At 67.1% G+C, this 24,348-nt stretch carries 24 protein-coding genes; 4 read left to right on the forward strand and 20 right to left on the reverse strand.

Annotated elements, in window-relative coordinates; all coding sequences use genetic code 11:
- Nucleotides 1–39: 39 nt before the first annotated feature.
- Nucleotides 40–1,089 carry an aminoglycoside phosphotransferase family protein gene (locus QZM72_RS27910; protein ID WP_301739706.1) on the forward strand — a complete coding sequence of 350 codons (1,050 nt, stop codon included), beginning with the start codon at nucleotides 40–42 and terminating at the stop codon, nucleotides 1,087–1,089.
- Nucleotides 1,090–1,111: 22 nt separating this feature from the next.
- Entirely contained in the window at nucleotides 1,112–1,834 is a 723-nt protein-coding gene (gene murU, locus QZM72_RS27915; protein WP_301739707.1) for an N-acetylmuramate alpha-1-phosphate uridylyltransferase MurU, read from the forward strand.
- A 217-nt stretch (nucleotides 1,835–2,051) separates the two neighbouring features.
- On the opposite strand, the gene QZM72_RS27920 is transcribed toward murU, so the two are convergent.
- On the reverse strand, nucleotides 2,052–3,923 hold the full coding sequence (locus QZM72_RS27920) for an ABC transporter ATP-binding protein/permease (RefSeq protein WP_301739708.1): 1,872 nt from the start codon (nucleotides 3,921–3,923) through the stop codon (nucleotides 2,052–2,054).
- A 175-nt stretch (nucleotides 3,924–4,098) separates the two neighbouring features.
- Between QZM72_RS27920 and QZM72_RS27925 the strand changes: the two genes are divergently transcribed.
- A complete protein-coding gene (locus QZM72_RS27925; RefSeq protein ID WP_027809384.1) occupies nucleotides 4,099–4,494 on the forward strand; it encodes an acyl-CoA thioesterase in 396 nt (131 codons plus the stop codon).
- A 34-nt stretch (nucleotides 4,495–4,528) separates the two neighbouring features.
- Here the strand turns inward: QZM72_RS27925 and QZM72_RS27930 are convergent, their stop codons facing one another.
- Nucleotides 4,529–5,011 carry a nitrate reductase associated protein gene (locus QZM72_RS27930; protein ID WP_089468407.1) on the reverse strand — a complete coding sequence of 161 codons (483 nt, stop codon included), beginning with the start codon at nucleotides 5,009–5,011 and terminating at the stop codon, nucleotides 4,529–4,531.
- Between the two features lie 114 nt (nucleotides 5,012–5,125).
- Between QZM72_RS27930 and fdhD the strand changes: the two genes are divergently transcribed.
- Nucleotides 5,126–5,980 carry a formate dehydrogenase accessory sulfurtransferase FdhD gene (gene fdhD, locus QZM72_RS27935; protein WP_089468408.1) on the forward strand — a complete coding sequence of 285 codons (855 nt, stop codon included), beginning with the start codon at nucleotides 5,126–5,128 and terminating at the stop codon, nucleotides 5,978–5,980.
- A gap of 51 nt (nucleotides 5,981–6,031) precedes the next feature.
- Here fdhD and QZM72_RS27940 read toward each other — a convergent pair whose 3' ends face one another.
- The 18 genes from QZM72_RS27940 to QZM72_RS28025 form a co-directional block, all read right to left on the reverse strand.
- Nucleotides 6,032–6,799: an enoyl-CoA hydratase gene (locus QZM72_RS27940; RefSeq protein WP_089468409.1), complete on the reverse strand. Its 768-nt coding sequence runs from the start codon at nucleotides 6,797–6,799 to the stop codon at nucleotides 6,032–6,034.
- A gap of 91 nt (nucleotides 6,800–6,890) precedes the next feature.
- Nucleotides 6,891–8,090 carry an acetyl-CoA C-acyltransferase gene (locus QZM72_RS27945; protein WP_006477849.1) on the reverse strand — a complete coding sequence of 400 codons (1,200 nt, stop codon included), beginning with the start codon at nucleotides 8,088–8,090 and terminating at the stop codon, nucleotides 6,891–6,893.
- Nucleotides 8,091–8,112: 22 nt separating this feature from the next.
- On the reverse strand, nucleotides 8,113–10,548 hold the full coding sequence (locus tag QZM72_RS27950; RefSeq protein ID WP_089468410.1) for a 3-hydroxyacyl-CoA dehydrogenase/enoyl-CoA hydratase family protein: 2,436 nt from the start codon (nucleotides 10,546–10,548) through the stop codon (nucleotides 8,113–8,115).
- 117 nt (nucleotides 10,549–10,665) lie between these two features.
- Entirely contained in the window at nucleotides 10,666–12,453 is a 1,788-nt protein-coding gene (locus QZM72_RS27955; RefSeq protein WP_089468411.1) for an acyl-CoA dehydrogenase C-terminal domain-containing protein, read from the reverse strand.
- Between the two features lie 56 nt (nucleotides 12,454–12,509).
- Nucleotides 12,510–13,109: a TetR/AcrR family transcriptional regulator gene (locus QZM72_RS27960; protein WP_006477846.1), complete on the reverse strand. Its 600-nt coding sequence runs from the start codon at nucleotides 13,107–13,109 to the stop codon at nucleotides 12,510–12,512.
- Between the two features lie 200 nt (nucleotides 13,110–13,309).
- Nucleotides 13,310–14,584, reverse strand: coding sequence for a cardiolipin synthase ClsB (gene clsB / locus QZM72_RS27965; RefSeq protein WP_089468412.1), 1,275 nt, complete (start codon nucleotides 14,582–14,584; stop codon nucleotides 13,310–13,312).
- A complete protein-coding gene (gene nudB, locus QZM72_RS27970; RefSeq protein WP_089468413.1) occupies nucleotides 14,581–15,075 on the reverse strand; it encodes a dihydroneopterin triphosphate diphosphatase in 495 nt (164 codons plus the stop codon). Before nudB ends, clsB begins: the two co-directional genes overlap by 4 nt.
- Before the next feature lie 155 nt (nucleotides 15,076–15,230).
- Nucleotides 15,231–17,033 (reverse strand): aspartate--tRNA ligase, encoded by a 1,803-nt coding sequence (gene aspS / locus QZM72_RS27975; protein ID WP_011657896.1) that lies wholly within the window; start codon nucleotides 17,031–17,033, stop codon nucleotides 15,231–15,233.
- A gap of 67 nt (nucleotides 17,034–17,100) precedes the next feature.
- Complete coding sequence (locus QZM72_RS27980; protein WP_301739709.1) at nucleotides 17,101–17,751, reverse strand: DUF502 domain-containing protein; 651 nt, start codon at nucleotides 17,749–17,751, stop codon at nucleotides 17,101–17,103.
- A gap of 61 nt (nucleotides 17,752–17,812) precedes the next feature.
- Entirely contained in the window at nucleotides 17,813–18,166 is a 354-nt protein-coding gene (locus tag QZM72_RS27985; RefSeq protein ID WP_301739710.1) for an FmdB family zinc ribbon protein, read from the reverse strand.
- A gap of 95 nt (nucleotides 18,167–18,261) precedes the next feature.
- Complete coding sequence (locus QZM72_RS27990; protein WP_301739711.1) at nucleotides 18,262–18,888, reverse strand: SAM-dependent methyltransferase; 627 nt, start codon at nucleotides 18,886–18,888, stop codon at nucleotides 18,262–18,264.
- A 17-nt stretch (nucleotides 18,889–18,905) separates the two neighbouring features.
- A complete protein-coding gene (gene ubiB, locus QZM72_RS27995) occupies nucleotides 18,906–20,483 on the reverse strand; it encodes a ubiquinone biosynthesis regulatory protein kinase UbiB (RefSeq protein ID WP_301739712.1) in 1,578 nt (525 codons plus the stop codon).
- 12 nt (nucleotides 20,484–20,495) lie between these two features.
- On the reverse strand, nucleotides 20,496–21,122 hold the full coding sequence (locus QZM72_RS28000) for an SCP2 domain-containing protein (protein WP_006487883.1): 627 nt from the start codon (nucleotides 21,120–21,122) through the stop codon (nucleotides 20,496–20,498).
- A 166-nt stretch (nucleotides 21,123–21,288) separates the two neighbouring features.
- Nucleotides 21,289–22,323, reverse strand: coding sequence for a Tim44 domain-containing protein (locus tag QZM72_RS28005; protein WP_301739713.1), 1,035 nt, complete (start codon nucleotides 22,321–22,323; stop codon nucleotides 21,289–21,291).
- A 41-nt stretch (nucleotides 22,324–22,364) separates the two neighbouring features.
- Entirely contained in the window at nucleotides 22,365–23,096 is a 732-nt protein-coding gene (gene ubiE / locus QZM72_RS28010; RefSeq protein WP_301739714.1) for a bifunctional demethylmenaquinone methyltransferase/2-methoxy-6-polyprenyl-1,4-benzoquinol methylase UbiE, read from the reverse strand.
- Nucleotides 23,097–23,148: 52 nt separating this feature from the next.
- The gene (locus tag QZM72_RS28015) at nucleotides 23,149–23,562 is read right to left on the reverse strand and encodes a gamma-butyrobetaine hydroxylase-like domain-containing protein (RefSeq protein ID WP_034208367.1); all 414 of its coding nucleotides are present in this window, start codon (nucleotides 23,560–23,562) and stop codon (nucleotides 23,149–23,151) included.
- On the reverse strand, nucleotides 23,559–24,002 hold the full coding sequence (locus QZM72_RS28020) for an HIT family protein (RefSeq protein ID WP_011546191.1): 444 nt from the start codon (nucleotides 24,000–24,002) through the stop codon (nucleotides 23,559–23,561). The genes QZM72_RS28015 and QZM72_RS28020 overlap by 4 nt, the downstream gene beginning before the upstream one ends.
- Nucleotides 24,003–24,088: 86 nt before the next feature.
- Nucleotides 24,089–24,348 (reverse strand): DUF3400 domain-containing protein (locus QZM72_RS28025; RefSeq protein ID WP_301739715.1); only part of this gene is annotated, 260 nt, incomplete at its 5' end.

A 24,348-nucleotide genomic window follows, 5' to 3' on the forward strand; every position in this document is an offset into this window, starting at 1 on the left:
GTATTATATGGCAAGACGTTCCCCCCTCCGCCGAGTTTCATGACGCTCCCATCCGCCGCATCCCAGCCCGACGCCCGCCTCGACGCGCTCACCGCGTGGCTGCACCCGCTCGCCGAGCGCTACGCCCTCGATCTGTCGACCCTCGCGCCCGCGTCGTCGGACGCCAGTTTCCGCCGCTATTTCCGCGTCGCGTCGGCCACGCGCCCCGGCGGCACGCTGATCGCGGTCGATGCGCCGCCGCCCGAGAAGTGCCGCGAGTTCGTCCAGGTCGCGCAGCTGCTCGCCGCGGCCGGCGACCACGTGCCGGACGTGCTGGCCCACGATGTCGACGCGGGCTTCATGCTCGTGACCGACCTCGGCCGCACGTCGTACATCTCGGTGCTCGATCCGGCCGATCCGGCCGCGGCCCGTCCGCTGATGCGCGCCGCGCTCGACGCGCTGATCCGTTTCCAGCTCACGTCGAAGCCCGACGTGCTGCCGCCGTTCGACGAGGCGTTCCTGCGCCGCGAAATGGAGCTGCTGCCCGAATGGTTCGTCGGCCGCCATCTCGGCAAGCCCGTCACCGACGCGATGCGCGGCACGCTCGACCGCACGTTCGCGCTGCTGGTCGCGAGCGCGCACGCGCAGCCGCAAGGCTTCATGCTGCGCGACTTCATGCCGCGCAACCTGATGGTCTGCGAGCCGAACCCGGGCGTGCTCGACTTCCAGGACGCCGTCTACGGGCCGCTGACGTACGACGTCGTGTCGCTGCTGCGCGACGCGTTCATCAGCTGGGACGAGGAGTTCGAGCTCGACTGCTTCGCGTACTACTGGGAAAAAGCGAAGAAGGCCGGCCTGCCGGTCGATCCGGATTTCGGCGAGTTCTACCGCCAGCTCGAATGGATGGGGCTGCAGCGCCACATCAAGATTCTCGGCCTGTTCGCGCGCATCAATTATCGTGACGGCAAGCCGCACTACCTGAACGACCTGCCGCGCTTCCTGGCCTATGCGCGCAAGGTCGCGCTGCGCTATCGCCCGCTCGTGCCGTTCGCGAAGCTGCTCGACGAGCTCGAGGGCAACGCGCCGGCCGACGTCGGCTATACGTTCTGACCGTCCTCACACCCAGTCGACCATGAGCACACCCCTGACCACGGCGATGATCTTCGCCGCCGGGCGCGGCGAACGGATGCGCCCGCTCACGGACACGCGCCCGAAACCGCTGCTCGAAGCCGGCGGCAAGCCGCTGATCGTGTGGCAGATCGAGGCGCTCGCGCGCGCGGGCATCGACACGATCGTGATCAACCACGCATGGCTCGGCGAGCAGATCGAGGGCGCGCTCGGCGACGGCTCGCGCTGGGGCGTGCGGCTCGCGTATTCGGCCGAGGGCGATGCACTCGAAACCGCAGGCGGCATCGCGCAGGCGCTGCCGCTGCTCGAACGCGGCGGGCAGCCGACGGTGTTCGCGGCCGTCAGCGGCGACGTGTACTGCGCATTCGACTACCGGACGCTCGCGCCGCACGCCGCCCGGATGGCCGCGCTCGACGCGCCGGCGATGCACCTCGTGATGGTGCCGAACCCGCCGTTCCACCCGGCCGGCGACTTCGCGCTCGGCGACGACGGCCGTCTCGCGCTCGACGGCGCCGCGCGCGTCACGTTCGGCAACATCGGCGTGTACGACACGCGAATGTTCCGCGACCTCGCGCCCGGCACGCGGCGCGCGTTGACGCCGTACTATCGCGCGACGATCGAAGCCGGCCGTGCGACCGGCGAACTGTACGAAGGGATCTGGGAGAACGTCGGCACGCCCGCGCAGCTCGGCGAACTCGACGCACGGTTGCGCGCCGCCGCGGGCTGACGGTTTCGCGGCCGGGCGACGGTTCGTCGGGCAGCCGGCGCGGTGCGCCGATGGCCTGACGGGCCGATGAATACCCGGCCGAGCCGGGATCACGTGCCGCGGACGTCCGCCGGTTCACCCGACCGCGACGCCGTCCCTCCGCCCGTTGCCGAGCGGGCAGCCGAACGGGCGGCCAACCCTCCGCGCCCGCCGCGCACGTGCCGCGCGGCACCCGCGCTCACGCGGCCTCGGCCTCTTCCCCGCCCGCCGCCGCGCGCTGCTGCTGCAGCGCCCACATCTGCGCATACAGCCCGTCCGCGCGCACGAGTTCGTCGTGCGTGCCGCGCTCGACGATCCGCCCGCGGTCCATCACGAGGATCTGCTGCGCGTGCACGACCGTCGACAGCCGGTGCGCGATCACGAGCGTCGTGCGATGCCGCGCGATCTGATCCAGCTCGTGCTGGATCGCGCGTTCCGAGCGCGAATCGAGCGCCGACGTCGCTTCGTCGAACAGCAGCACCGGCGGATCCTTCAGCAGCGTGCGGGCGATCGCGACGCGCTGCTTCTCGCCGCCCGACAGCTTCAGCCCGCGCTCGCCGACCGGCGTGTCATAGCCCTTCGGCAACCCTTCGATGAAATCGTGGATGTGCGCGGCACGCGCGGCCGCGACCACCTCGTCGCGGGTCGCCGTCGGCCGGCCGTACGCGATGTTGTAGTAGATCGAGTCGTTGAACAGCACGGTGTCCTGCGGCACGATCCCGATCGACGCGCGCAGCGATTCCTGCGTCACGTCGCGGATGTCCTGCCCGTCGATCCGGATCGCGCCGCCCGTCTGCCGGTCGAGATCGTAGAAGCGGAACAGCAGCCGCGACAGCGTCGATTTCCCCGAACCGCTGTGGCCGACCACCGCGGTCGTCGTGCCGGCCTCGATCGTAAACGTCACGTCGTGCAGGATCTGCCGCGACGGCTCGTACGCGAAGTTCACGTGCTCGAAGCGCACCTGCGCGCCGGCCACCGCGAGCGGCGGCGCATCGGGCCGGTCGGCCACTTCCTTCGGCGCCGACAGCAGCCCGAACATCCGATCCATGTCGGTGAGGCTCTGCTTCAGCTCGCGATAAACGACGCCGAGGAAGTTCAGCGGAATGTACAGCTGCAGCATGAACGTGTTGATCAGCACGAGATCGCCGAGCGTCAGCTTGCCCGCGAGCACGCCCTGCGTCGCGCGCCACAGAATGAACACGAGCCCCGTGCCGATGATCGCCTGCTGGCCGAAGTTCAGCACCGACAGCGAGTTCTGCGAGCGAATCGCGGCCTTCCGGTAGCGCTTCAGGTTCTCGTCGTAGCGCTGCGCCTCCCACGCCTCGTTGCCGAAGTACTTCACCGTCTCGTAGTTGATCAGCGAGTCGATCGCCCGCGAATTCGCACGCGAATCGAGTTCGTTCATCGTGCGGCGAAAGTGCGTGCGCCAGTTGGTGACCTTCACGGTGAACACGATGTACGTGACCAGCGCCGCGAACGTCACGTACGCGTAATAGGCCTCGTACTTGACCACGAAGAAGCCGAGCACGAGCCCGACCTCGACGAGCGTCGGCAGGATGCTGTACAGCGAGTACGAAATCAGTTGCTGGATGCCGCGCGTGCCGCGCTCGATGTCGCGCGACATGCCGCCCGTCTGCCGCTCGAGATGGAACCGCAGCGACAGCCCGTGCAGATGCCGGAACACCTGCAGCGCGAGCTGACGCACCGCGCTCTCGGTGACCTTCGAGAACAGGATCTCGCGCAACTCGGTAAAGAGCGACGTCGACAGCCGCACGAGCGCATACGCGACGACCAGCAGCCCGACCCCGCCCGCGAGCACGATCCCGGCCGACTGCTCGGCCCGGCCGAGCGCGGTGAGCTGCTGCACGGCGGACAGGTGGTCGACGATGCGCTTCATCACGACCGGCACGCCGAGGTTCGCGACCTTCGCGCCGATCAGGCAGCCGAGCGCGAGCGCGACGCGCCATTTGTAGGTGGCCAGGTACGGCAGCAGCGACCGGATGGTCTGCCAGTCGTTGCGAGGCCCGGTCGAAGCCGGCGCGGGCTCGCCGGAAGCGGGAAATCGGCGCATGGGGAAAAGGTCCTGCGGCGATGCGGGACGCGCGTATCGGCGGCCGGCTCGCGCGCTTTCTCGTACAATTTGCGAACGTTGTATTGTCGCAGAAGCCGCTTCGCGCCGCTGCCGGCGGCCTCGCCGGCCAGCCTGCGCGCGGCGGCTCGTTTATTACAGGATGAAAGCCCCCGCCATGACCGATTCGACCCTCGAACTCCCGCAGAAGCAGCCCGCGCTGCGCGTCGTCCCGCAACCGCACGACGCGAACGTTCACGGCGACGTATTCGGCGGCTGGATCATGTCGCAGGTCGACATCGCCGGCTCGATTCCCGCGAGCCAGCGCGCGAACGGCCGCGTCGCGACGGTCGCGGTCAATTCGTTCGTGTTCAAGCAGCCGGTATTCGTCGGCGATCTGCTGAGCTTCTATGCGACCATCATGCGCACCGGCAACACGTCGATCACGGTCGACGTCGAGGTGTACGCGCAGCGCATGCGCCTGATGGGCGAAGTCGTGAAAGTCACGGAAGCAACGCTCACCTACGTCGCGACCGGCTCGGACCGCAAACCGCGGCAACTGCCGCCGCTTTGACGGCGGGCAAGCGCCGCGGCGCGGCGTGCGCCCGTCAGTGCGTGGCCGCCAGCCCGAACTCCCGCATCGCGGGCACGAAATCGTGATTCAGCGTCGGCTTGCGCGACAGCTTGACCAGCACGTAGCGCTGGAACGGCGCAAGCCGCTGCCACTGCGCGAGCGCGGGCGCCGGCAGCCCGGCCAGCGCGCTCTGCTGCACGAGCGACTCCGGCACCGCGTCGACGGCGCGCCAGGCCGGCTGCTCGTCCGGCTGGAACCATGACGGCTCCAGATCGGCGTGCGTGCGCAGCATTTCGAACAGCGCGTGATCGAAGTTGGGCTCGATCGCGGTGTCGTCGTCGGCCGGAAAGCGCGCGAGCAGCTTGCGGTCCTCGAGCGGCAGCAGTTGCCACTGTTCGAGCGAAATCCGCAGCCCGAAGCGGTCGAGATTGAAACGCACGATCATCGGGATGTACGTGAAGTTTTCCGACGAATCGTGTTCGAAGTTGAAGAGCAACGGAGCGTCGCTGAGTCCCATGATCGTTACCTGACGTGGCGGATGCCGGCGCGGCCGGCTTGCCTGCGGTATTTTAGAACCTCTGCGCGCGGGCGGCGGCACGATCGTCGCCGGCCGTACTTCGAATCAACGGGAGTGCTCGTGAATCCGACCCAATCAGACGAACCGCGCGGCGCGTTGCGCGACGAACCGCGCGGCGCGATCGAGCTGTCCGTGAGCCGCACGCGCGGCGACGCGGTAGAGACCGCGCACGACTTCGTCGGCCAGGAATGGCCGGTCGCACTCGTCTTCAACGGCATCTCGCATGCGGTGATGATGTGCACGCCCTGCGACCTCGAAGCGTTCGCGGTCGGCTTCGCGATCTCGGAGGGAATCGTCGCGCGCGGCAGCGACATCAAGGACATCGACGTGATCCTGCACGCCGACGCACCGCTGCCGCATGCGGAAGTGCATCTGGAAGTCGTCCAGCAGGCGTTCGCCGCGCTGAAGGACCGGCGCCGCGCGCTCGCGGGGCGCACGGGCTGCGGCGTTTGCGGCATCGAAAGCATCGACCTGCTCGACCTTGCGCCCGAACGCGTGCCCGACACCGGCTTTCTCGCGCGCCTCGCGCCCGACGCGCTGGCACGCGCCGCGCATGCGCTGCCGGCTCATCAGGCGCTGACGAAACTGACCGGCGGCCTGCATGCGGCCGCGTGGTGCGACGCAACAGGCGCGATCCGCACCGCATTCGAGGACGTCGGCCGCCACAACGCACTCGACAAGCTGATCGGCTCGCTCGTGCTGGCGCGCGCCGATACCACCGACGGCTTCGTGTTCCTGTCGAGCCGTGCGAGCTACGAGCTCGTGCGCAAGGCCGCGCGGGTCGGCATCCCGTTGGTCGCGACCATCTCCGCGCCGTCGTCGCTGGCGATCGAAATCGCGAAGGCGGCCGGCTTGCGACTCGTCAGCTTCTGCCGCGAAACGGGCCACGTCGACTACGGCACGGCCTGAACGCACTTTAGGCCGCGCACCGGCGATCCACCGCCGGCGCGGCCTGCGCCGTCAGTCGAACTGACGGAAATCCGGCTTGCGCTTCTCGAAGAACGCCGTCATCGCCTCGCGCGCTTCCGGCGCGCGCAGCATCGCGGAGAAGTGTGCGGCTTCCTCGGCCATCCGCGCGGGCGTCGCCACGCCGCCCGTATCCTTGAGCAGCGCCTTCGTCACGCGCAGCGATGCCGCCGGCAGCGCCGCTAGCTTCGCCGCCTGCTTCGCCGCGAACGCGTCGAGCTCGGCCGCCGGCAGCACGCGGTTGACGATGCCGATCCGGTGCGCTTCCAGCGCGTCGAACGCCTCGCCGAGCAGCAGCTTCTCGGCCGCGACCTGATGGCCGGCCAGGCGCGGCAGCAGTGCGCTCGACGCGGCTTCCGGGCACAGCCCGAGCTGCACGAAAGGCAGCGAGAACGTCGCGGTGTCGGCCGCATAGACCAGATCGCAGTGCAGCAGCATCGTCACGCCGACCCCGACCGCAATGCCGGGCACGGCCGCCACGACCGGCTTGCTCGCGCTGCTGATCCGCGCCAGAAACTGGAAGACCGATGCGGTGTCGTCCTTCGGCGGCGACTTCAGGAAATCCTCGAGATCGTTGCCCGAGCTGAAATTGCCGTCGCTGCCGCGCAGCAGGATCACGCGCGTCGCCTTGTCTTCCTGCGCGTCGGCGAGCGCATCGGCCATCGTCTGGTACATCGCCGCCGTCAGCGCATTCTTCTTCGCCGGGCGCGCGATCGTGATCGTCATCACGCCGTCGGCGCGTTCCACTTGAATGTCGGCCACAACCGTCTCCTTTGACTGTCTCTGCCGGAATGAAAAAACGGTGCGCGAGCCCGTGGCCCGCGCACCGTCGTCGCTTTTCGTCGCGTCCCGCTTACAGGCGTTCGATGATGCCCGCGGCGCCCATGCCGGTGCCGACGCACATCGTGACCATCCCGTACTTCAGGTTACGGCGGCGCAGGCCGTGCACGACGGTCGCCGCGCGGATCGCGCCGGTCGCGCCGAGCGGGTGGCCCAGTGCGATCGCGCCGCCCATCGGGTTGACCTTCGACGGATCGAGGCCGAGATCGCGCATCACCGCCAGCGATTGCGCGGCGAACGCCTCGTTCAGCTCGATCCAGTCGAGATCGTCCTGCTTCAGGCCGGCGGCCTTCAGCGCGGCCGGAATCGCTTCCTTCGGGCCGATCCCCATGATTTCCGGCGGCACGCCGCGCACCGCGAAGCTCACGAAGCGCGCGAGCGGCGTCAGGTTGAATTCCTTCAGCACCTTCTCCGACACGACGAGCAGCGCGCCCGCGCCGTCCGACGTCTGCGAGCTGTTGCCGGCCGTGACCGAGCCCTTGTTCGCGAACACCGTGCGCAGCTTCGCGAGGCCTTCGAGCGACGTATCCGCGCGCGGACCTTCGTCGAGCTTGATCTCGCGCGTCTTCACGTCGACTTCGCCGGTCGCCAGGTTCGGGAAGCGCTCGGTGATCGTGTACGCGGCGATTTCGTCGCCGAACTCGCCGGCCTGCTGCGCGGCGAGCGCCTTGCGGTGCGATTCGACCGAGAACGCGTCCTGGTCGTCGCGGCTCACTTTCCACTGCTCGGCGACGCGCTCGGCCGTCAGGCCCATCCCGTACGCGATGCCGAAGTCTTCGCTGCGATCGAAGATGTGCGGCGACATCGACGGCTTGTTGCCCATCATCGGCACCATGCTCATCGATTCGCAGCCGCCCGCGAAGATCGCGTCCGATTCGCCGACGCGAATGCGGTCGGCCGCCATCGCGAGCGCGGTGATGCCCGATGCGCAGAAGCGGTTGACCGTCACGCCGCCGACCGTCTGCGGCAGGCCCGCGAGCAGCGCGCCCATGCGCGCGACGTTCAGGCCCTGCTCGGCTTCCGGAATCGCGCAGCCGATGATCGCGTCCTCGATCACCTTCGTGTCGAGGCCTGGCACCTGCGCGACCGCCGACTTGATCGCGTGAACCAGCAGCTCGTCGGGGCGCGTGTTCTTGAAGACACCGCGCGGGGCCTTGCCGATCGGGGTGCGGCTGGCGGCGACGATGTATGCGTCTTGCAGTTGTTTGCTCATTTCAGACTCCTTGTCTGCTCGCTCAGTTACGCACCGGCTTGCCGGTCTGCAACATGCCCATGATCCGTTCCTGCGTCTTCTGCGTGCCGAGCAGCTCGACGAACGCGCGGCGCTCGAGCGCGAGCAGCCATTGCTCGTCGACGAGGCTGCCGGCCTCGACGTCGCCGCCGCACACGGCTTCGGCGATGCGGCTCGCGATCAGGTAGTCGTGGTCGCTGATGAAGCGGCCGTCGCGCATGTTGACGAGCGAGGCCTTGATCGTCGCGATCGCCGAACGGCCGGCGACCGGCACGTCCTTCGCGCGCAGCGGTGCGCGGTAACCGGTATCGGCCAGCGCACGCGCTTCCTTCTTCGCGGTGTCGAGCAGTTCGAACACGTTGAAGACGATCGTGTCGGACGGCTTCACGTAGCCCATCGCACGGGCGTCGTGCGCGGACGCCGACACCTTCGCCATCGCCGCGTTCTCGAACGACTTCGTGACGAACTTCAGGATGTCGGTGGTCGCGTTCGCGGCCGTCGCGGCGTCCGCGGCGCGCAGCGCCGCTTCCTTCAGGCCGCCGCCGGCCGGCACGAGGCCGACGCCCACTTCGACGAGACCGATATAGCTCTCGACGTGCACGACGCGCTTCGCGCTGTGCAGCATCAGCTCGCACCCGCCGCCGAGCGCGATGCCCGACACGGCCGCGACGACCGGTACGTTCGCGTACTTCACGCGCAGCATGCCTTCCTGGAACTTCTTCACGAACGGCTCGATGCCCTTCGCGCCGCCCATCATGAACGCGGGCATCGCCTCCTCGAGGTTCGCGCCGGCCGAGAACGGGCCGCCCGGCGTGCCGAGCTTCAGCGACGTCGGCTGCCAGATCACCACGCCCTTGTAGTCCTTCTCCGCGAGTTCGATCGCCTGCACGAGGCCGTCGATCACGCTCGGTCCGATCGTGTTCATCTTCGACTTGAACGACACGATCACGACGTCGTCTTCACCGGCACGATCGTCGACCCACGCGCGCACCGCGTCGGTCTCGAACAGCGTCTTGCCGTACGTCTTCGGATCGGCGCCGGCTTCGCCCAGCAGCGGCGCGCGGAACACCTGCTTGCGGTACACGGCCAGGTCCGAACGCGGCACGAAGCGCTTCGATGCCGGCGCCCACGAGCCTTCGGCCGTGTGCACGCCGCCCTTCTCGGCGACCGGGCCTTCGAGCACCCACGACGGCAGCGGCACGTTCGCGAGCGCCTTGCCGGCCGCGATGTCTTCCTGCACCCACTCGGCGACCTGCTTCCAGCCGGCGGCCTGCCAGCCTTCGAACGGGCCTTCGTTCCAGCCGAAGCCCCAGCGGATCGCGAGGTCGACGTCGCGCGCGTTGTCGGCGATCGACTCGAGATGCACGCCGATGTAGTGGAACACGTCGCGGAAGATCGACCACAGGAACTGCGCGTGCGGATGATCCGTCTCGCGCAACAGCTTCAGGCGCTCCGCCGGCGGGCGCTTCAGGATGCGGCCGACCGTTTCGTCCGCTTTCGCGCCCGAATCGACGTAGCTGCCCGTCTTCGCGTCGAGCACCTTGATCGCCTTGCCTTCCTTCTTGTAGAACCCGGCGCCCGTCTTCTGGCCGAGCGCGCCCTGCTTCACCAGTTCGGCGAGCACGGCGGGCGTCTGGTAGACCGGGAAGAACGGATCGTCGGCGAGGTTGTCCTGCATCGTCTTGATCACGTGCGCCATCGTGTCGAGGCCGACCACGTCCGCGGTGCGGAACGTCGCCGACTTCGCGCGGCCGAGGCGGCTGCCCGTCAGGTCGTCGACTTCGTCGAAGCGCAGGCCGAACTTCGCGGCCTCGGTGATCACCGCGAGGATCGAGAAGATGCCGACGCGGTTCGCGATGAAGTTCGGCGTGTCCTTCGCGCGCACGACGCCCTTGCCGACGACGCTCGTCAGGAAGGTTTCGAGCTGGTCGAGGATCTCGGCACGCGTATGCGCGGTCGGGATCAGCTCGACGAGGTGCATGTAGCGCGGCGGGTTGAAAAAGTGCACGCCGCAGAAGCGCGCCTTCAGCTCGTCCGAGAAACCTTCGGACAGCTTCGTGATCGACAGGCCCGACGTGTTGGTCGCGAAGATCGCATTCGGCGCGATGTGCGGCGCGACCTTCTTGTACAGGTCGTGCTTCCAGTCCATCCGCTCGGCGATCGCCTCGATCACGACGTCGCACTCGGCGAGCTTCGCGATGTCGTCTTCGTAGTTCGCCGCTTCGAGGTACTTGGCGTCGTCCTTCACGCCGAACGGCGCGGGCGACAGCTTCTTCAGGTTCTCGATCGCCTTCAGCGCGATCGCGTTTTTCGGGCCTTCCTTGGCCGGCAGGTCGAACAGCAGCACCGGCACGCGCGCGTTGACGAGATGCGCGGCGATCTGCGCGCCCATCACGCCGGCGCCCAGCACGGCGACCTTGCGAATCAGGAAATTGCTCACGGGATGTCTCCGGATAGTGTCGTGCAGCGCGAGATGTGAGGGCTGCACGGCGAAGTGAGTACCAGGAACCGTTGCGTTCGGGCGGCGCGGCGCAGGCGCGCACCGCCCGGACTCGCGTCAGAACAGCGATTCGTCGACTTCCATCAGCGTCTTCGAACCGGCGCGCGCGGCGCGGATCGTCGACGCCGTTTCGGGCAGCAGGCGCGCGAAGTAGAAGCGGGCGGTGGCGAGCTTCGACTTGTAGAACGGATCGCCCGACGCTTCCTTGTCGAGGGCGAGGCGCGCCATGCGCGCCCAGAAGTACGAGAACACCAGGTGGCCGACGGTGCGCAGGTACGGCACGGCGGCCGCGCCGACTTCGTCCGGGTTCTGCATCGCCTTCATGCCGATTTCCATCGTCAGCTTCTGCACCTTTTCACCGATGTCGGCGAGCGGGTTGATGAACTCGGCCATCTCCGGCTTCACGCCTTCGGCTTCCGCGAATTCGGTGACGAGCTTGCCGAACTTCTTCAGCTTCGCGCCCATGTCGCCGAGCACCTTGCGGCCCAGCAGGTCCAGCGACTGGATCGAGTTCGTGCCTTCGTAGATCATGTTGATCCGCGCGTCGCGCACGTACTGCTCCATGCCCCACTCGGAGATGAAGCCGTGGCCGCCGTAGATCTGCATCGCGTGGTTCGTGCACTCGAACGCGTTGTCGGTCAGGAACGCCTTGATGATCGGCGTGAGCAGCGCGACGAGATCGGCCGCTTCCTTGCGCACGGCTTCGTCGGCGTGCGACAGTTCCTTGTCGATCTGCAGCGCGGACCAGTACGTGAATGCACGCGCGCCTTCCGCGTAAGCTTTCTGCGTGAGCAGCATGCGGCGCACGTCCGGGTGCACGATGATCGGGTCGGCCGGCTTGTCCGGCGCCTTCGGGCCCGTCAGCGAACGCATCTGCAGGCGTTCCTTCGCGTACGTCAGCGAGTTCTGGTAAGCGACTTCCGTGAGGCCGAGGCCCTGCATGCCGACGCCGAGGCGCGCGGCATTCATCATCACGAACATCGCGTTCAAGCCCTTGTTCGGCTCGCCGACCATCCAGCCCTTCGCGCCGTCGAGGTTCATCACGCAGGTCGAGTTGCCGTGGATGCCCATCTTGTGTTCGATCGACCCGCACTTGATGCCGTTGCGTTCGCCCGGCTCGCCCGACGCGTCCGGAACGAACTTCGGCACGATGAACAGCGAGATTCCCTTCGTGCCTTGCGGCGCGTCCGGCAGGCGCGCGAGCACGAGGTGGACGATGTTCTTCGACATGTCGTGCTCGCCGCTCGAGATGAAAATCTTCGTGCCGCTGATCGAGTACGAGCCGTCGCCGTTCGGTTCGGCCTTGGTGCGCAGGATGCCGAGGTCGGTGCCGCAGTGCGGCTCGGTCAGGCACATCGTGCCCGTCCATTCGCCCGACACGAGCTTCGGCAGGTATTGCTGCTGCAGTTCCGGCGCGCCGTGCGCGTGCAGGCATTCGTATGCGCCGTGCGACAGGCCCGGATACATCGTCCATGCCTGGTTCGCCGAGTTCAGCATTTCGTAGAGCGCGTTGTTCACGAACGCGGGCAGGCCCTGGCCGCCGTAGTCGGGATCGCAGCCGAGCGCCGGCCAGCCGGCCTCGACGTACTGCCGATACGCTTCCTTGAAGCCGGTCGGGGTCTTCACGACGCCGTCGCCTTCATACGTGCAGCCTTCGCGGTCGCCGACCTGGTTCAGCGGGAACAGTACCTCGGAGCAGAACTTGCCCGCTTCCTCGAGGACCTGGTTGATCGTGTCGGCGTCGAGGTCCGCATGCTTGGGCATTTGCTTGACTTCGGCTTCGACGTTCAGAAGCTCGTGCAACACGAATTGCATGTCGCGCAGCGGCGCGGCGTACTGTCCCATGACTCTCTCCAAAGGTGGGCAACGGCTCGAGCTCCTGGCGGGCGGGTCACGCGCCGCTAACGGCTCTCGCTCTGATACGAAACAATCGTCTTTTCCAGCGCGGCCCACGTGAGGCGCACGGCGTCCGGCGAATGCAGGAAGCGTGCGTCGTGATGCAGGCCGAGCGTGAAGCTGTACAACTCGAAGAGCATCAGTTCCGGATCCGTATCCGCGCGCAGATGCCCTTCTTCCATCGCCTGCGAAATGGCGCGCAGCAACGCGGCACGCCAGGCGGTCACGCTCGCGATCAACTGCTCGCGCACGGGGCTGTCCGGCCGGTCGTCGTACTCCACTGCGCCGCTGATGTAGATGCACCCGGTCGTCACCTCCTGGATGCGCTTCTCGATCCAGCGCGCCAGCATCGCCCGAAGACGCGGCAGACCGCGCGACTCGCGCAGGCTCGGAAAGAACACCTCGTTCTCGAAACGATGGTGATACTCGCGCACGACCTCGACCTGCAAGTCCTCGCGCGATCCGAAGTGCGCGAACACGCCGCTCTTGCTCATCTGCATGCGCTCGGCCAGCAGGCCGATCGTCAGCCCCTCCAGCCCGTCACGGCTGGCGAGGTCCAAAGCAGCTTCGAGTATCGCGGCACGCGTCTGTTCGCCTTTTCGCATAGCTATTTCTGTAACCGTTCGGGGGTTCGAATAAAATCGAACGGCCGTACTATTATTGAGTGCGGCCGCTCGCGAAACAAGGAAATTATTAGAAACCGGTGTCTAACCGAGCCGCTATTTTGCGCGATTCCGGCGGGACCGGAGCGGCTTTTCCGCACGAACGTGCGGACAGATTTTTTGAAGCGAATACTTAGTCTGCGTCAGTCGTAACCGCCGACCGTCAGCGCCTTCATCACGAGGCGGTACGTGTTGTACGCCAGCCAGTTCAGCAGCCGCTCGACGCGCGGGCGCGCGGCGTAGTGCGCGGCGTCGATCTCCCGGCCTTCGGCGAACGCGGTGGCGATCGCGTCGCGCAACTGGTTCGTCACAGCATCGTAGCGCACCAGCACGACGTTCGCTTCATTGTTCAGCATCAGGCTCAGCGCGTCCAGATTCGACGAGCCGACCGTCGCCCAGTTGTCGTCGATCACGGCGACCTTGCCGTGCAGGATCGTCTTGTCGTATTCGGCGACGCGCACGCCCGCGCGCAGCAGCGAGTGATACAGGAACGGCACGGCCGTATCGAGCGCCGTGAACTCCTTGCGGCCGATCAGCACCTGCACGTCCACGCCGCGGCGGGCCGCGCCCGTCAGCGCGCGGCGCAGCTTGCGGCCCGGCATGAAGTATGGATTCGCGAGCAGGATCCGCTGGTGCGCCTGGCCGATCGCCGCGAGATAGGCCTTCTCGATCGCACGGCGGTTCACGACGTTGTCGCGCGCGACGAACGCGACGCTCGGCTCGGTCACGACCCGCAGCGCGCCGGCCTTGATCCATCGGTGGCTGCGCATCCAGCGCCGGAACATGTCCGGGAACGCTTCGCCGCCATGCAGCCCGGCCGCATACTGCGCATACGGCTTGTGGCCGAACCGGATCCGGTGCCACTGCAGCTCGAACGCGGCGCGCACGTCGGACACCGCGGGCCCGGCCATCTCGACCGCGAAATCCCAGCGCGGGAACGGCAGCGTCGCGCTGCCCTGCGTGTAGTCGTCGACGATGTTGATGCCGCCGCAGAACGCGGCCGCATGATCGATCACCGCGAGCTTGCGGTGCGTGCGCGAGAAGCCGAAGCGGCCGAACAGGAAGCGGTTGTAGATGCAGTGCTCGACGCCGGCCTCGGCCCATGTGTCGAACAGCGGCAGGCGCGCGGTGCCGATGCCGTCGGTGATCACGCGCACGCGCACGCCGCGCTGCGCCGCGCGGATCAGCGCGTCCGATACCGGACGGCCGGCCGCATCGTCGCAGAAGATGTAGGTTTCGAGCATCACCTGCTCGCGGGCGGCGTCGATCCGTTCGATCAACGCGTGGAAGAATTCGCCGCCGGTTTCGCACAGCCGCACGGTGTTGCCGGCCGTAAATGCGAGCCGCGACGCGGAGCCGCGCTCCTGCAGGAACATCTGCCGCAATTGCGCGAAGCGCTTGCGGGTCTCCGCATTCATGCGGACGAGCCGTGCGGCGCACGCGCGAGAGCCGCGCGCACGGGCAATTGCAGGATCGCCTCGGCGTTCGACGGCGAGAAGCAGCGCGCGGCCGCCTCGCGGAACGGCAGCCACGCATGGTCCACGTGCTCGCGCGGCGACAGCGTCACGTCGACGCGATGCGGCACGCACAGGCCGAACCAGTGCTCGACGTTGCGCGTGACGCCAGATGCATAGCGGTGCAGGTATTGCGGATAGATCGTGTATTCGATCCGGTGATGCCAGTCGACGAGCGCGGTGGCCGGCACGGCCGGCGTGCCGACCGCGATGCCGGTTTCCTCGGCCACCTCGCGCGCGGCGGTGAGCGCGAGCGGCTCGTCGAGCGTGTCCTTCGAGCCGGTGACCGACTGCCAGAAATCGGGCTGGTCGGCACGCTTGATCACGAGCACATCGAGATCGGGCGTGTAGATCACGACGAGAACGGATTCGGGAATTTTCGGCGGCTTCGTCATCTTTGTTTCATGCGGCACAGGGCCGTGCGCGGGGCTGTGCCCGAACGTGCGGCAAGTGCTGCGACTGTACCGCAAAAAGTGAAAAAGGCGCACGACGGCGCCTTCTTCGTTGGGCATCGTGCGCGCGTCACCACACACACGATCTTTGACAAGCGTTACGCCTTCGGCTGTTCCGGCTGACGCAGACGGATGTGCAGCTCGCGCAGCTGACGCTCGTCGACCGGGCTCGGCGCCTGCGTGAGCAGATCCTGCGCACGCTGCGTCTTCGGGAACGCGATCACGTCGCGGATCGAATCGGCGCCGGCCATCATCGTGACGATGCGGTCGAGACCGAATGCGATCCCGCCATGCGGCGGCGCGCCGTACTGCAGCGCGTCCAGCAGGAAGCCGAACTTCAGTTGCGCCTCTTCCGCGCCGATCTTCAGCGCCCGGAACACCTTGCTCTGCACTTCCTCGCGGTGGATACGCACCGAGCCGCCGCCGATTTCCCAGCCGTTCAGCACCATGTCGTACGCCTTCGCGAGGCAGCGGCCCGGGTCGGTCTCAAGATACTCGAGGTGCTCGTCCTTCGGGCTCGTGAACGGATGGTGCGCGGCGACGTAGCGCGCGTCTTCGTCGTCGTATTCGAACATCGGGAAGTCGACGACCCACAGCGGCTTCCAGCCGGCCTGGACGAGGCCGTTCGCCTTGCCGAATTCCGAATGGCCGATCTTCAGGCGCAGCGCGCCGAGGCTGTCGTTGACGACCTTCGCGCGATCGGCCGCGAAGAAGATGATGTCGCCGTCTTCAGCGCCGGTGCGCTCGAGGATCGCGGCGATCGATGCGTCGTGCAGGTTCTTGACGATCGGGCTCTGCAGGCCGTCGCGGCCCTTCGCCTTCTCGTTGACCTTGATCCAGGCGAGGCCCTTCGCGCCGTAGATGCGCACGAATTCCGTGTAGCCGTCGATGTCGCCGCGCGACAGCTCGCCGCCCTTCGGCACGCGCAGCGCCGCGACCCGGCCGTCCTTCGCGTTGGCCGGCGTGCTGAACACCTTGAAGTCGACGTCCTTCATCGCGTCGGTCAGCTCGGTGAATTCGAGCTGCACGCGCAGGTCCGGCTTGTCGGAGCCGAAACGCGCCATCGCTTCCGAATACGGCATCACCGGGAACGTCGCGTCGAGTTCGACGTCGATCGTCGTCTTGAAGATGTGACGGATCATGTCTTCGAACAGGTCGCGGATTTCCTGCTCGCCGAGGAACGACGTTTCGCAGTCGATCTGCGTGAATTCCGGCTGACGGTCGGCGCGCAGATCCTCGTCGCGGAAGCACTTGGTGATCTGGTAGTAACGGTCGAAGTTCGCGACCATCAGCAGCTGCTTGAACAACTGCGGCGACTGCGGCAGCGCGAAGAACTGGCCCGCGTTCACGCGCGACGGCACGAGGTAGTCGCGCGCGCCTTCCGGCGTGCTCTTCGTCAGCATCGGCGTTTCGATGTCGATGAAGCCCTGCTCGTCGAGATACTTGCGCGCCTCGATCGCGACGCGGTAGCGCAGGCGCAGGTTGTGCTGCATCTGCGGGCGGCGCAGGTCGAGCACGCGGTGCGTGAGGCGCGTCGTTTCCGACAGGTTGTCGTCGTCGAGCTGGAACGGCGGCGTGACCGACGCGTTCAGCACGTTCAGCTCGTGGCACAGCACTTCGATCTTGCCGCTCTTCAGGCCGGCGTTGACCGTGCCTTCCGGACGGTTGCGCACGAGGCCCTTGATCTGCACGCAGAACTCGTTGCGCACGCCTTCGGCGGTCGCGAACATTTCCGCGCGATCCGGATCGCACACCACCTGCACGAGGCCTTCACGATCGCGCAGGTCGATGAAGATCACACCGCCGTGATCGCGGCGGCGCTGCACCCAGCCGCACAGCGACACGGTTTGGCCCAGCAGGTGTTCGGTCACGAGACCGCAGTATTCAGTACGCATCGACATGATGTTTGCTTTCGTTCGGTTTGATCAACGGGCGCCGCGACGCGCGGCCCGGGCGATGATTCTTTACTTACAGCGGCGGCTCGACGGGACGGCGGGCGGGCGCAGGAACCGGCGCCGAAGGCGCCACGACGCCCATCGAGACGATGTACTTGAGCGCGGCATCGACCGACATGTCGAGTTCGATGACTTCGCTCTTCGGCAGCATCAGGAAGAAGCCCGACGTCGGGTTCGGCGTCGTGGGCACGTACACGCTCACGTATTCTTCCGTCAGATGGTTGACCACGTCGCCGCCGGGCGTGCCGGTCAGAAACGCGATCGTATACGAGCCGCGGCGCGGATATTCGATCAGCAGCGCCTTGCGGAACGCGTTGCCGCTGCTCGACAGCAGCGTGTCCGATACCTGCTTGACGCTCGTGTAGATCGGCCCGACGACCGGGATGTGACGCACGACCGCGTTCCACCACGTGACGAGCTTCTGGCCGATGAAGTTCTGCGTGGCCAGCCCGACGACGAAGATGAACGCGAGCGTCAGCACCGCGCCGATCCCCGGCAGATGGAAGCCGAGCAACCGCTCGGGCTGCCACGATTCGGGCAGCAGGAGCAGCGTCTGGTCCATCGTGCCGATGATGAGGCCGAGCACCCACAGCGTGATCGCGAGCGGGACGAGAACCAGCAAGCCGGTCAGGAACACCGTTTTCAGGGTCGTCTTTTTCATCATCTGCCGTCAATGAACCGCGCCGGAAGCGCGGGTTGGTCGCGACCCGGCCGGGCCGCGACGGTCAACTGCCGGCGGCGGGCGCGGCCGGTGCCGGCGCGGCGCTCGTCGTCGTGGTGGTGCTGCCCGCACTGCTCGCCGCAGCCGGCGCGGCTGCAGCGGGGGCGGCTTGCGCCGCGGGTGCCGCCGGCGCCGCGTCGCCCGACGTCGCCGCCGGGGCGCTGGCGCCGCCCGAGCCGCCGCGGAAATCGGTGACATACCACCCCGAGCCCTTCAGCTGGAAACCGGCGGCGGTTACCTGTTTGCGAAAAGCATCCTTCCCGCATTCAGGGCATTGCGACAGCGGCGCGTCGCTCATCTTCTGGAGCACGTCCTTCGCGAAACCGCACGCTTCGCATCGATAGGCGTAGATCGGCATGATATTTTTCCCGCAGAAACTGGAAACGGCTTGCAAAACCTTGAATTATAGCCGAAACCCCGGCGCGCTCCGGCAACGGGCGCGACGCACGGGAATCAGCGACGGCGCCACGTGAGCCAGCGCTCGCGCCCTTCGAACACGGCCAGCGAATCGGTCACCGGCAGATCCTCGATCGGTTCGAAGTGCGGCGCGAGCAACGCGTCGAGTTCCGCGCGCTCGATCCCGAACGGCGGCCCCTTCGGCTTCGCCATCACAAAGAAATAGCCGGCCAGCAATCCGCCGGCGGGCAGCAATTCGGCCATCCGCGCCGCATAGTCCACGCGCAGGCTCGGCGGCAGCGCGCACAAAAACGCGCGCTCGTACACCCACTGCACGTCGAACGGCGGCTGGTACGCGAAGAAATCGGCCTGCTCGACGACGTCCGCATGCGCGCCGAGCTGCGCCTTCGCGGCCGCCACCGCCTGCGCGGCGAAATCGATCGCGCGCACCGGCCAGCCGGCGCGCGCCAGCCAGCCGGCTTCCTGTGCGCTGCCGCAGCCCGGAATCAGCACCGCGCACGGCTCGCGCCGCTGCGCGAACGCGCGAAATCCGTCCGGCACGCCGCCGAATTCCCACGGCGTCACGCCGCGCGCGAAACGCTCGTCCCAGAACGATGCGTCGCCGGGATCGCGCGTCGCGAAATCGGCCGCGCCGGGCGCTGAAGGTCGTTTCGGTTCGGGCATCGCCGTGCTCCTTTGGGTCACGCGCCGTACGCGAGCGCGAGCAGCACGCGCGCGACGAGCGCCCCGACGCCGACGGCCAGGCCGAAGATCAGCAACGCCTGCATCAGCCGGTTCGTCCGTTTCTGCTCGACGAGGATCTGGCGCATCAGCTCCTCGCTCGCGGCCCGCGGCGCGTCGTGGCGCGCGGCCATCGCGTGGTGAATCAGGCGCGGCAGTTGCGGCAGCGTCTTGCTCCACTGCGGCGCCTCGACCTTGAACCGCTCGTACCAGCCGCGCAGGCCGATCTGCTCGGTCATCCAGCGCTCGAGATACGGCTTCGCGGTCTTCCACAGGTCGAGTTCGGGGTCGAGCGAACGGCCGAGCCCCTCGACGTTCAGCATCGTCTTCTGCAGCAGCACGAGCTGCGGCTGGATCTCGACGTTGAAGCGACGCGACGTCGAGAACAGGCGCATCAGCACCTGGCCGAGCGAGATGTCCTTCAGCGCGCGATCGAAATACGGCTCGCACACCGCGCGGATCGCGCTTTCGAGCTCCTCGACGCGCGTCTCGGGCGGCACCCAGCCCGATTCGAGGTGCAGCGTCGCGACACGGTGGTAGTCGCGCTTGAAGAACGCGAGGAAGTTCTGCGCGAGGTAATTCTTGTCGAAATCGGACAGCGCGCCGACGATCCCGAAATCGAGCGCGATATAGCGGCCGAACGTGTTCGGGTCGAGGCTCACCTGAATGTTGCCGGGGTGCATGTCCGCATGGAAGAAGCCGTCGCGGAACACCTGCGTGAAGAAGATCTCGACGCCTTCGCGCGCGAGCTTCTTGATGTCGACGCCGGCCGAGCGCAGCGTCTCGACCTGGCTGATCGGCACGCCGGTCATGCGCTCCATCACGAGCACCTGCGACGTCGAGAAATCCCAGAACATCTCCGGCACGAGCAGCAGGTCGAGGCCGGCGAAGTTGCGGCGCAACTGGCTGCCGTTCGCGGCCTCGCGCATCAGGTCGAGCTCGTCGTGCAGGTACTTGTCGAATTCGGCGACGACTTCGCGCGGCTTCAGGCGCCGGCCGTCGGCCCACATGCGCTCGGTCCACGTCGCGATGTCGCGCATCAGTGCAAGGTCGGAATCGATCACCGGCAGCATGTTCGGCCGCAGCACCTTGACGGCGACGGCCTTGCCCGCGTGCACGCCCTGCTTCAGCTTCGCGAAATGCACCTGCGCGATCGACGCGCTCGCGATCGGCTCGCGCTCGAATTCGTCGAACAGCTCGTCGACCGGCGCGCCGAGCGACTTCTCGATGATCGCGATCGCGACGGCCGAATCGAACGGCGCCACCTGGTCCTGCAGCTTCGCGAGTTCGTTCGCGAAATCGACCGACAGCAGGTCGCGGCGCGTCGACAGCACCTGGCCGAATTTCACGAAGATCGGGCCGAGGCTTTCGAGCGCGTGGCGCAGCCGCACGGCGGGCGGATCGGAGTAGCGGCGACCGATCGTCGTGATCCGCAGCAGCAGCTTCACGCGCCGGTCGTCGATCCGGGACAGCATCACTTCGTCGAGACCAAAACGGATGACGGTGTAGACAATCTTGATGAAACGGAAAATGCGCATGCCCTGCGGCCCTCAGTGCGCGCCGCGCGGGCCGGAACCCGTGCGCGCGCCGATTTTTTGTTCGAGTCGCTCGACCCGCTTTTCGACCCGCGCGAGCGCATCGCGTGCGCGCGCCAGTTCGGCGTCGAAGCCGCCGAGCGACGCGCGCCGGACGACTTGCGGGTTCTCGTCGAGCCAGTATTCGGCGACGGAATCGAGCACGTTGCGGCCGGTGCGGCGCGCGCGCGCGCCGGCATCGCGCACGACCGTCGCGATCCGGTACGCCGCCGCGTCGCCGACCAGCTTCGCGAGATCTTCTTCCGGTTCCCAGCGCAAATGCTCGGCCAGCTTCGCGATCTGCGTCGCGAATTCCGCGTCGCCTTCGATCTTCACATGCTTCATCACGGCCGCCTGGCCGCCCTGCAGAAACGCGGCGACCGTGTCGCCGGCAAGCGCGATCGACACGTCGACCTGTTGCGCATCGTGCGCGTCGACAGCCGACAGATAGCCGTCGGGCTGCACCAGCAGCGTGAGCGTGACGGGAGGCACGTCGATCCGGGCAGTCTTGCCCGCATAGGGAATCAGGCGGTCACGTGCCCACGATTCGCGCGCGAGCAGGTGATTGACGGCAGCAGCAAAAGGCTTGGCGGCAAAGGTCATCGGGCTGGGAAAGAAAAAACCCGCGCAGGCCGGGCGCCCACGCGGGTTTCTATTGTAACGTCGGATCGACGGCAGACCGTGCCCGACCGTACACCCGGGCGGCAAGCGGTCGCAGTGCGGCGGCCGTCGCCCGGGTGTGCCCGGCGGCGCGGGCCGCCGGCCGCGCTCAGTGGGTGTTGAGCTGCTGGATACCCGCGAGCAGCCAGCCCTGACTGCCCGACTTCGACAGGTTCCAGACCTCGTCGAACGACGCGGCCGACGTATTCGCCGCTTCGCGGATCAGGCCGTGGAAGCGCACGCTCGCCGACTGCTCGATGCCGCGATCCTCGATCGCGACCAGTTCCGCGTCGAGCTGCACGACGTCGGTCTGGTTCGCGTCGTTGCCGCGCGAGTCGAGGTCGATCTTGACCTCGGCGAACATTTCCGGCGTCGTGAACTCGCGGATGTCGGCCAGGTTGCCCTGATCCCACGCCGCCTGCAGGCGCACGAAGTAAACCTTCGCGCTGCGCAGGAACGCTTCGGTGTCGAAGCCGGCCGGCACCTGGAGCGGCGCAGCCGCCATCGCGCCTGCCGCGCCGGCGGCCGCCGCGCCGCCGCCGAACACGCCCTGTGCTTCGTTGGCATAGCTGCTGCCGCTGCCCGCGTAGTTGCTGCCCGTGTTGCTCTGCTGGAACGACGGGCTTTGCGAGTAGCCGCCCGACGACGACGATGCGCCGCCGACCGAGTACGCGGGCTCCTGCGGGCGACGGCGGTTCATGAACTTGCGGACGAGCCAGATGCCGACCATCGCGAGCAACGCGATCACGATGACGTTCGCCATCATGCTCGCGAACGCGCCGCCGAGACCGAAGTGCGAGAGCAGCGCCGCGATGCCGAGACCGGCCGCGAGACCGGCGATCGGCCCGAGCCAGCGCGAGCGGTTGGGCTGCGCGGCCGGCGCGGGCGCGGCCGGGTTCGGACGCTGCGCCTGCGACGGCGCGGCCTGCTGCATCGGCTGCTGCGCGGGCGGCGTGGCCTGGCGCTGCGTGACGGTGGAGCTCTGGCGGCCGATGCTGCGCCCGCCGCCCATGCGCTTCGCTTCGGCGTCGAGCGATGCGAACGTGCCGGCCGTGAGCAGGCCGACCATCAGCAGCGTGCCGACCCGTCGAGCCCACGGCTTCGACGGTTTGCTACGGTTGAACAACGAACGCGATTCAGACATCAGCTTCTCCGAATGTAAGACGAATGTAGGGAAAGAACCCCTTAGTACTTGGTCCCTAGGTGTAAAGCTACCACGCCACCTGACAAATTGTAATATTTGACGGCATTGAGGCCCGCTTGTTCCATCATCGTCTTCAGCGTGTCCTGATCGGGGTGCATCCGGATAGATTCAGCAAGATACCGATAACTTTCAGCATCTTTCGCGAACTTGTCGCCAAGCCACGGTAATACTTTGAAAGAATACAGATCGTACGCTTTTTTCAGCGGATTCCAGACCTTCGAGAATTCCAGGACCATCACGCGGCCGCCGGGCTTCGTCACGCGGCGCATCTCGGCGAGCGCGGCATCCTTGTGCGTCATGTTGCGCAGCCCGAACGCGACCGTGACCACGTCGAAGTAGTTGTCCGGAAACGGAATTTTCTCGGCGTCGCACAGCAGCGACGGCGTCACGATGCCCTTGTCGAGCAGCCGGTCGCGACCGACGCGCAGCATCGATTCGTTGATGTCGGTATGCCAGACTTCGCCCGTCGGCCCGGCCGCCTTCGCGAACGACTTGGTCAGGTCGCCGGTGCCGGCCGCGATGTCGAGCACCTTGAAGCCGGGGCGCACGTTCGCCTGCGCGATCGTGAACGCCTTCCACGCGCGGTGCATGCCCGCCGACATCAGGTCGTTCATCAGATCGTAGTTGCTCGCGACCGAATGAAACACGCCCGCCACTTTCTTCGCTTTTTCGTTTTCCTCGACGCTTTCGAAGCCGAAGTGGGTTTTGCTCATCGCGTTGATCCTCAGTAAATGGCAAGACGGCGCCGAACGGGCGCCGTCGATTTCAGTGGCAATGGCCATGCGGCGCGCCGGCCGCCTGCATCGGGGCGTCGCGCTCGACGCCCGCCGCCTTCAGTTTGTCGAAATAGTCGCGCCATAGCGCGTCCTGCCGCGTCGCCAGTTCGTACAGCAGGTCCCACGAGTAGATGCCGGTCGAATGGCCGTCGGAGAACGTCGGCTGCAGCGCGTAGTTGCCGACGCCCTCGAGCGCGGTGATCGTCACTTCGCGCTTGCCGGTCTGCAACGTCTCCTGGCCGGGCCCGTGGCCGCGCACCTCGGCCGACGGCGAATAGACGCGCATCAGCTCGAACGGAATCCGGTAGCTCTCGCCGTTCGGGTACTGCAATTCGAGCACGCGCGATACCGCGTGCACGACGACGCCGGACGGAATCGGCGTCGTGGAAGTCAAACCGCTCATGCTTGCCTCGAATCGGTCATGCGTTGAATTTCCTCGCGCACCGCATTGTGCAGCAGCGAGGCCTGCGCAGCACGCGAGCGCAGCAGCGCCTCGGACACGCTGCGCTGGCGCGGCGCCCACACGGGCTGCGGGAAATGGGCATCGTTGGAAAAGCGCGGAATCACGTGCCAGTGCACGTGCGGCACCATGTTGCCGAGGCTCGCGAGATTCACCTTGTTCGGCTGCATCACACGGCGCACGGCCCGCTCGACCGCGTAGACCACGCGCATCAGATGTGCCCGCTCGGGCTCGCCGAGATCGGAGAACTCGGCCACGTGCGCACCCCAGATCACCCGGCAGAAGCCCGGGTAGTCGTGCTCGCCCGTGGCCAACACGACGCGCAGCGCATCGTCCTGCCAGAGCACCTCGCCGCCGTCTTCACGGCAAAACACGCATTCCATCGTCGCTCCCATGTGGACGGGCGCCGGCACATCAGCGCCGGCGCCCGCTCTCATCCTAGTCCCGCTGGGCGGTCGTCATGCCCGCATTAGACCAGCACGCGCTCGATCCCGCCATGGTTGGCCCGTGCGACATAATCGGCCATCCAGTTCTCGCCGAGCACCTGGCGCGCAATTTCGACCACGATGTAGTCGGCCTCCAGGTTCGCGTCCTCGTTGTAGCGCGACAGCCCCTGCAGGCACGACGGGCAGCTCGTCAGGATCTTCACGTCCGGGCCGTTCGTGCCCGCATTGGCCGGCGCCGGCGCGTCGCCCGCCACCACCGGAATCGCGCGCAGCTTCGCCGCGC

It is taken from the genome of Burkholderia sp. AU45388, assembly GCF_030481585.1.
In the GTDB taxonomy this organism is placed as follows: Bacteria; Pseudomonadota; Gammaproteobacteria; order Burkholderiales; family Burkholderiaceae; genus Burkholderia; species Burkholderia sola.

Bases quoted from the DNA above. Each gene is read 5' to 3' on its own strand.
- ubiB (WP_301739712.1), bottom strand. From the start codon at position 20,483: ATGCGCATTTTCCGTTTCATCAAGATTGTCTACACCGTCATCCGTTTT.
- nudB (WP_089468413.1), bottom strand. From the start codon at position 15,075: ATGACGAAGCCGCCGAAAATTCCCGAATCCGTTCTCGTCGTGATCTAC.
- QZM72_RS27925 (WP_027809384.1), top strand. From the start codon at position 4,099: ATGACCGATTCGACCCTCGAACTCCCGCAGAAGCAGCCCGCGCTGCGC.
- QZM72_RS28020 (WP_011546191.1), bottom strand. From the start codon at position 24,002: ATGGAATGCGTGTTTTGCCGTGAAGACGGCGGCGAGGTGCTCTGGCAG.
- aspS (WP_011657896.1), bottom strand. From the start codon at position 17,033: ATGTCGATGCGTACTGAATACTGCGGTCTCGTGACCGAACACCTGCTG.
- QZM72_RS27960 (WP_006477846.1), bottom strand. From the start codon at position 13,109: ATGCGAAAAGGCGAACAGACGCGTGCCGCGATACTCGAAGCTGCTTTG.
- QZM72_RS27910 (WP_301739706.1), top strand. From the start codon at position 40: ATGACGCTCCCATCCGCCGCATCCCAGCCCGACGCCCGCCTCGACGCG.
- QZM72_RS27985 (WP_301739710.1), bottom strand. From the start codon at position 18,166: ATGCCGATCTACGCCTATCGATGCGAAGCGTGCGGTTTCGCGAAGGAC.
- QZM72_RS27945 (WP_006477849.1), bottom strand. From the start codon at position 8,090: ATGAGCAAACAACTGCAAGACGCATACATCGTCGCCGCCAGCCGCACC.
- QZM72_RS28005 (WP_301739713.1), bottom strand. From the start codon at position 22,323: ATGTCTGAATCGCGTTCGTTGTTCAACCGTAGCAAACCGTCGAAGCCG.
- QZM72_RS28015 (WP_034208367.1), bottom strand. From the start codon at position 23,562: ATGAGCGGTTTGACTTCCACGACGCCGATTCCGTCCGGCGTCGTCGTG.
- QZM72_RS27920 (WP_301739708.1), bottom strand. From the start codon at position 3,923: ATGCGCCGATTTCCCGCTTCCGGCGAGCCCGCGCCGGCTTCGACCGGG.
- QZM72_RS27980 (WP_301739709.1), bottom strand. From the start codon at position 17,751: ATGATGAAAAAGACGACCCTGAAAACGGTGTTCCTGACCGGCTTGCTG.
- QZM72_RS28000 (WP_006487883.1), bottom strand. From the start codon at position 21,122: ATGACCTTTGCCGCCAAGCCTTTTGCTGCTGCCGTCAATCACCTGCTC.
- murU (WP_301739707.1), top strand. From the start codon at position 1,112: ATGAGCACACCCCTGACCACGGCGATGATCTTCGCCGCCGGGCGCGGC.
- clsB (WP_089468412.1), bottom strand. From the start codon at position 14,584: ATGAATGCGGAGACCCGCAAGCGCTTCGCGCAATTGCGGCAGATGTTC.
- ubiE (WP_301739714.1), bottom strand. From the start codon at position 23,096: ATGAGCAAAACCCACTTCGGCTTCGAAAGCGTCGAGGAAAACGAAAAA.
- QZM72_RS27990 (WP_301739711.1), bottom strand. From the start codon at position 18,888: ATGCCCGAACCGAAACGACCTTCAGCGCCCGGCGCGGCCGATTTCGCG.
- QZM72_RS27930 (WP_089468407.1), bottom strand. From the start codon at position 5,011: ATGGGACTCAGCGACGCTCCGTTGCTCTTCAACTTCGAACACGATTCG.
- QZM72_RS27955 (WP_089468411.1), bottom strand. From the start codon at position 12,453: ATGGGACAGTACGCCGCGCCGCTGCGCGACATGCAATTCGTGTTGCAC.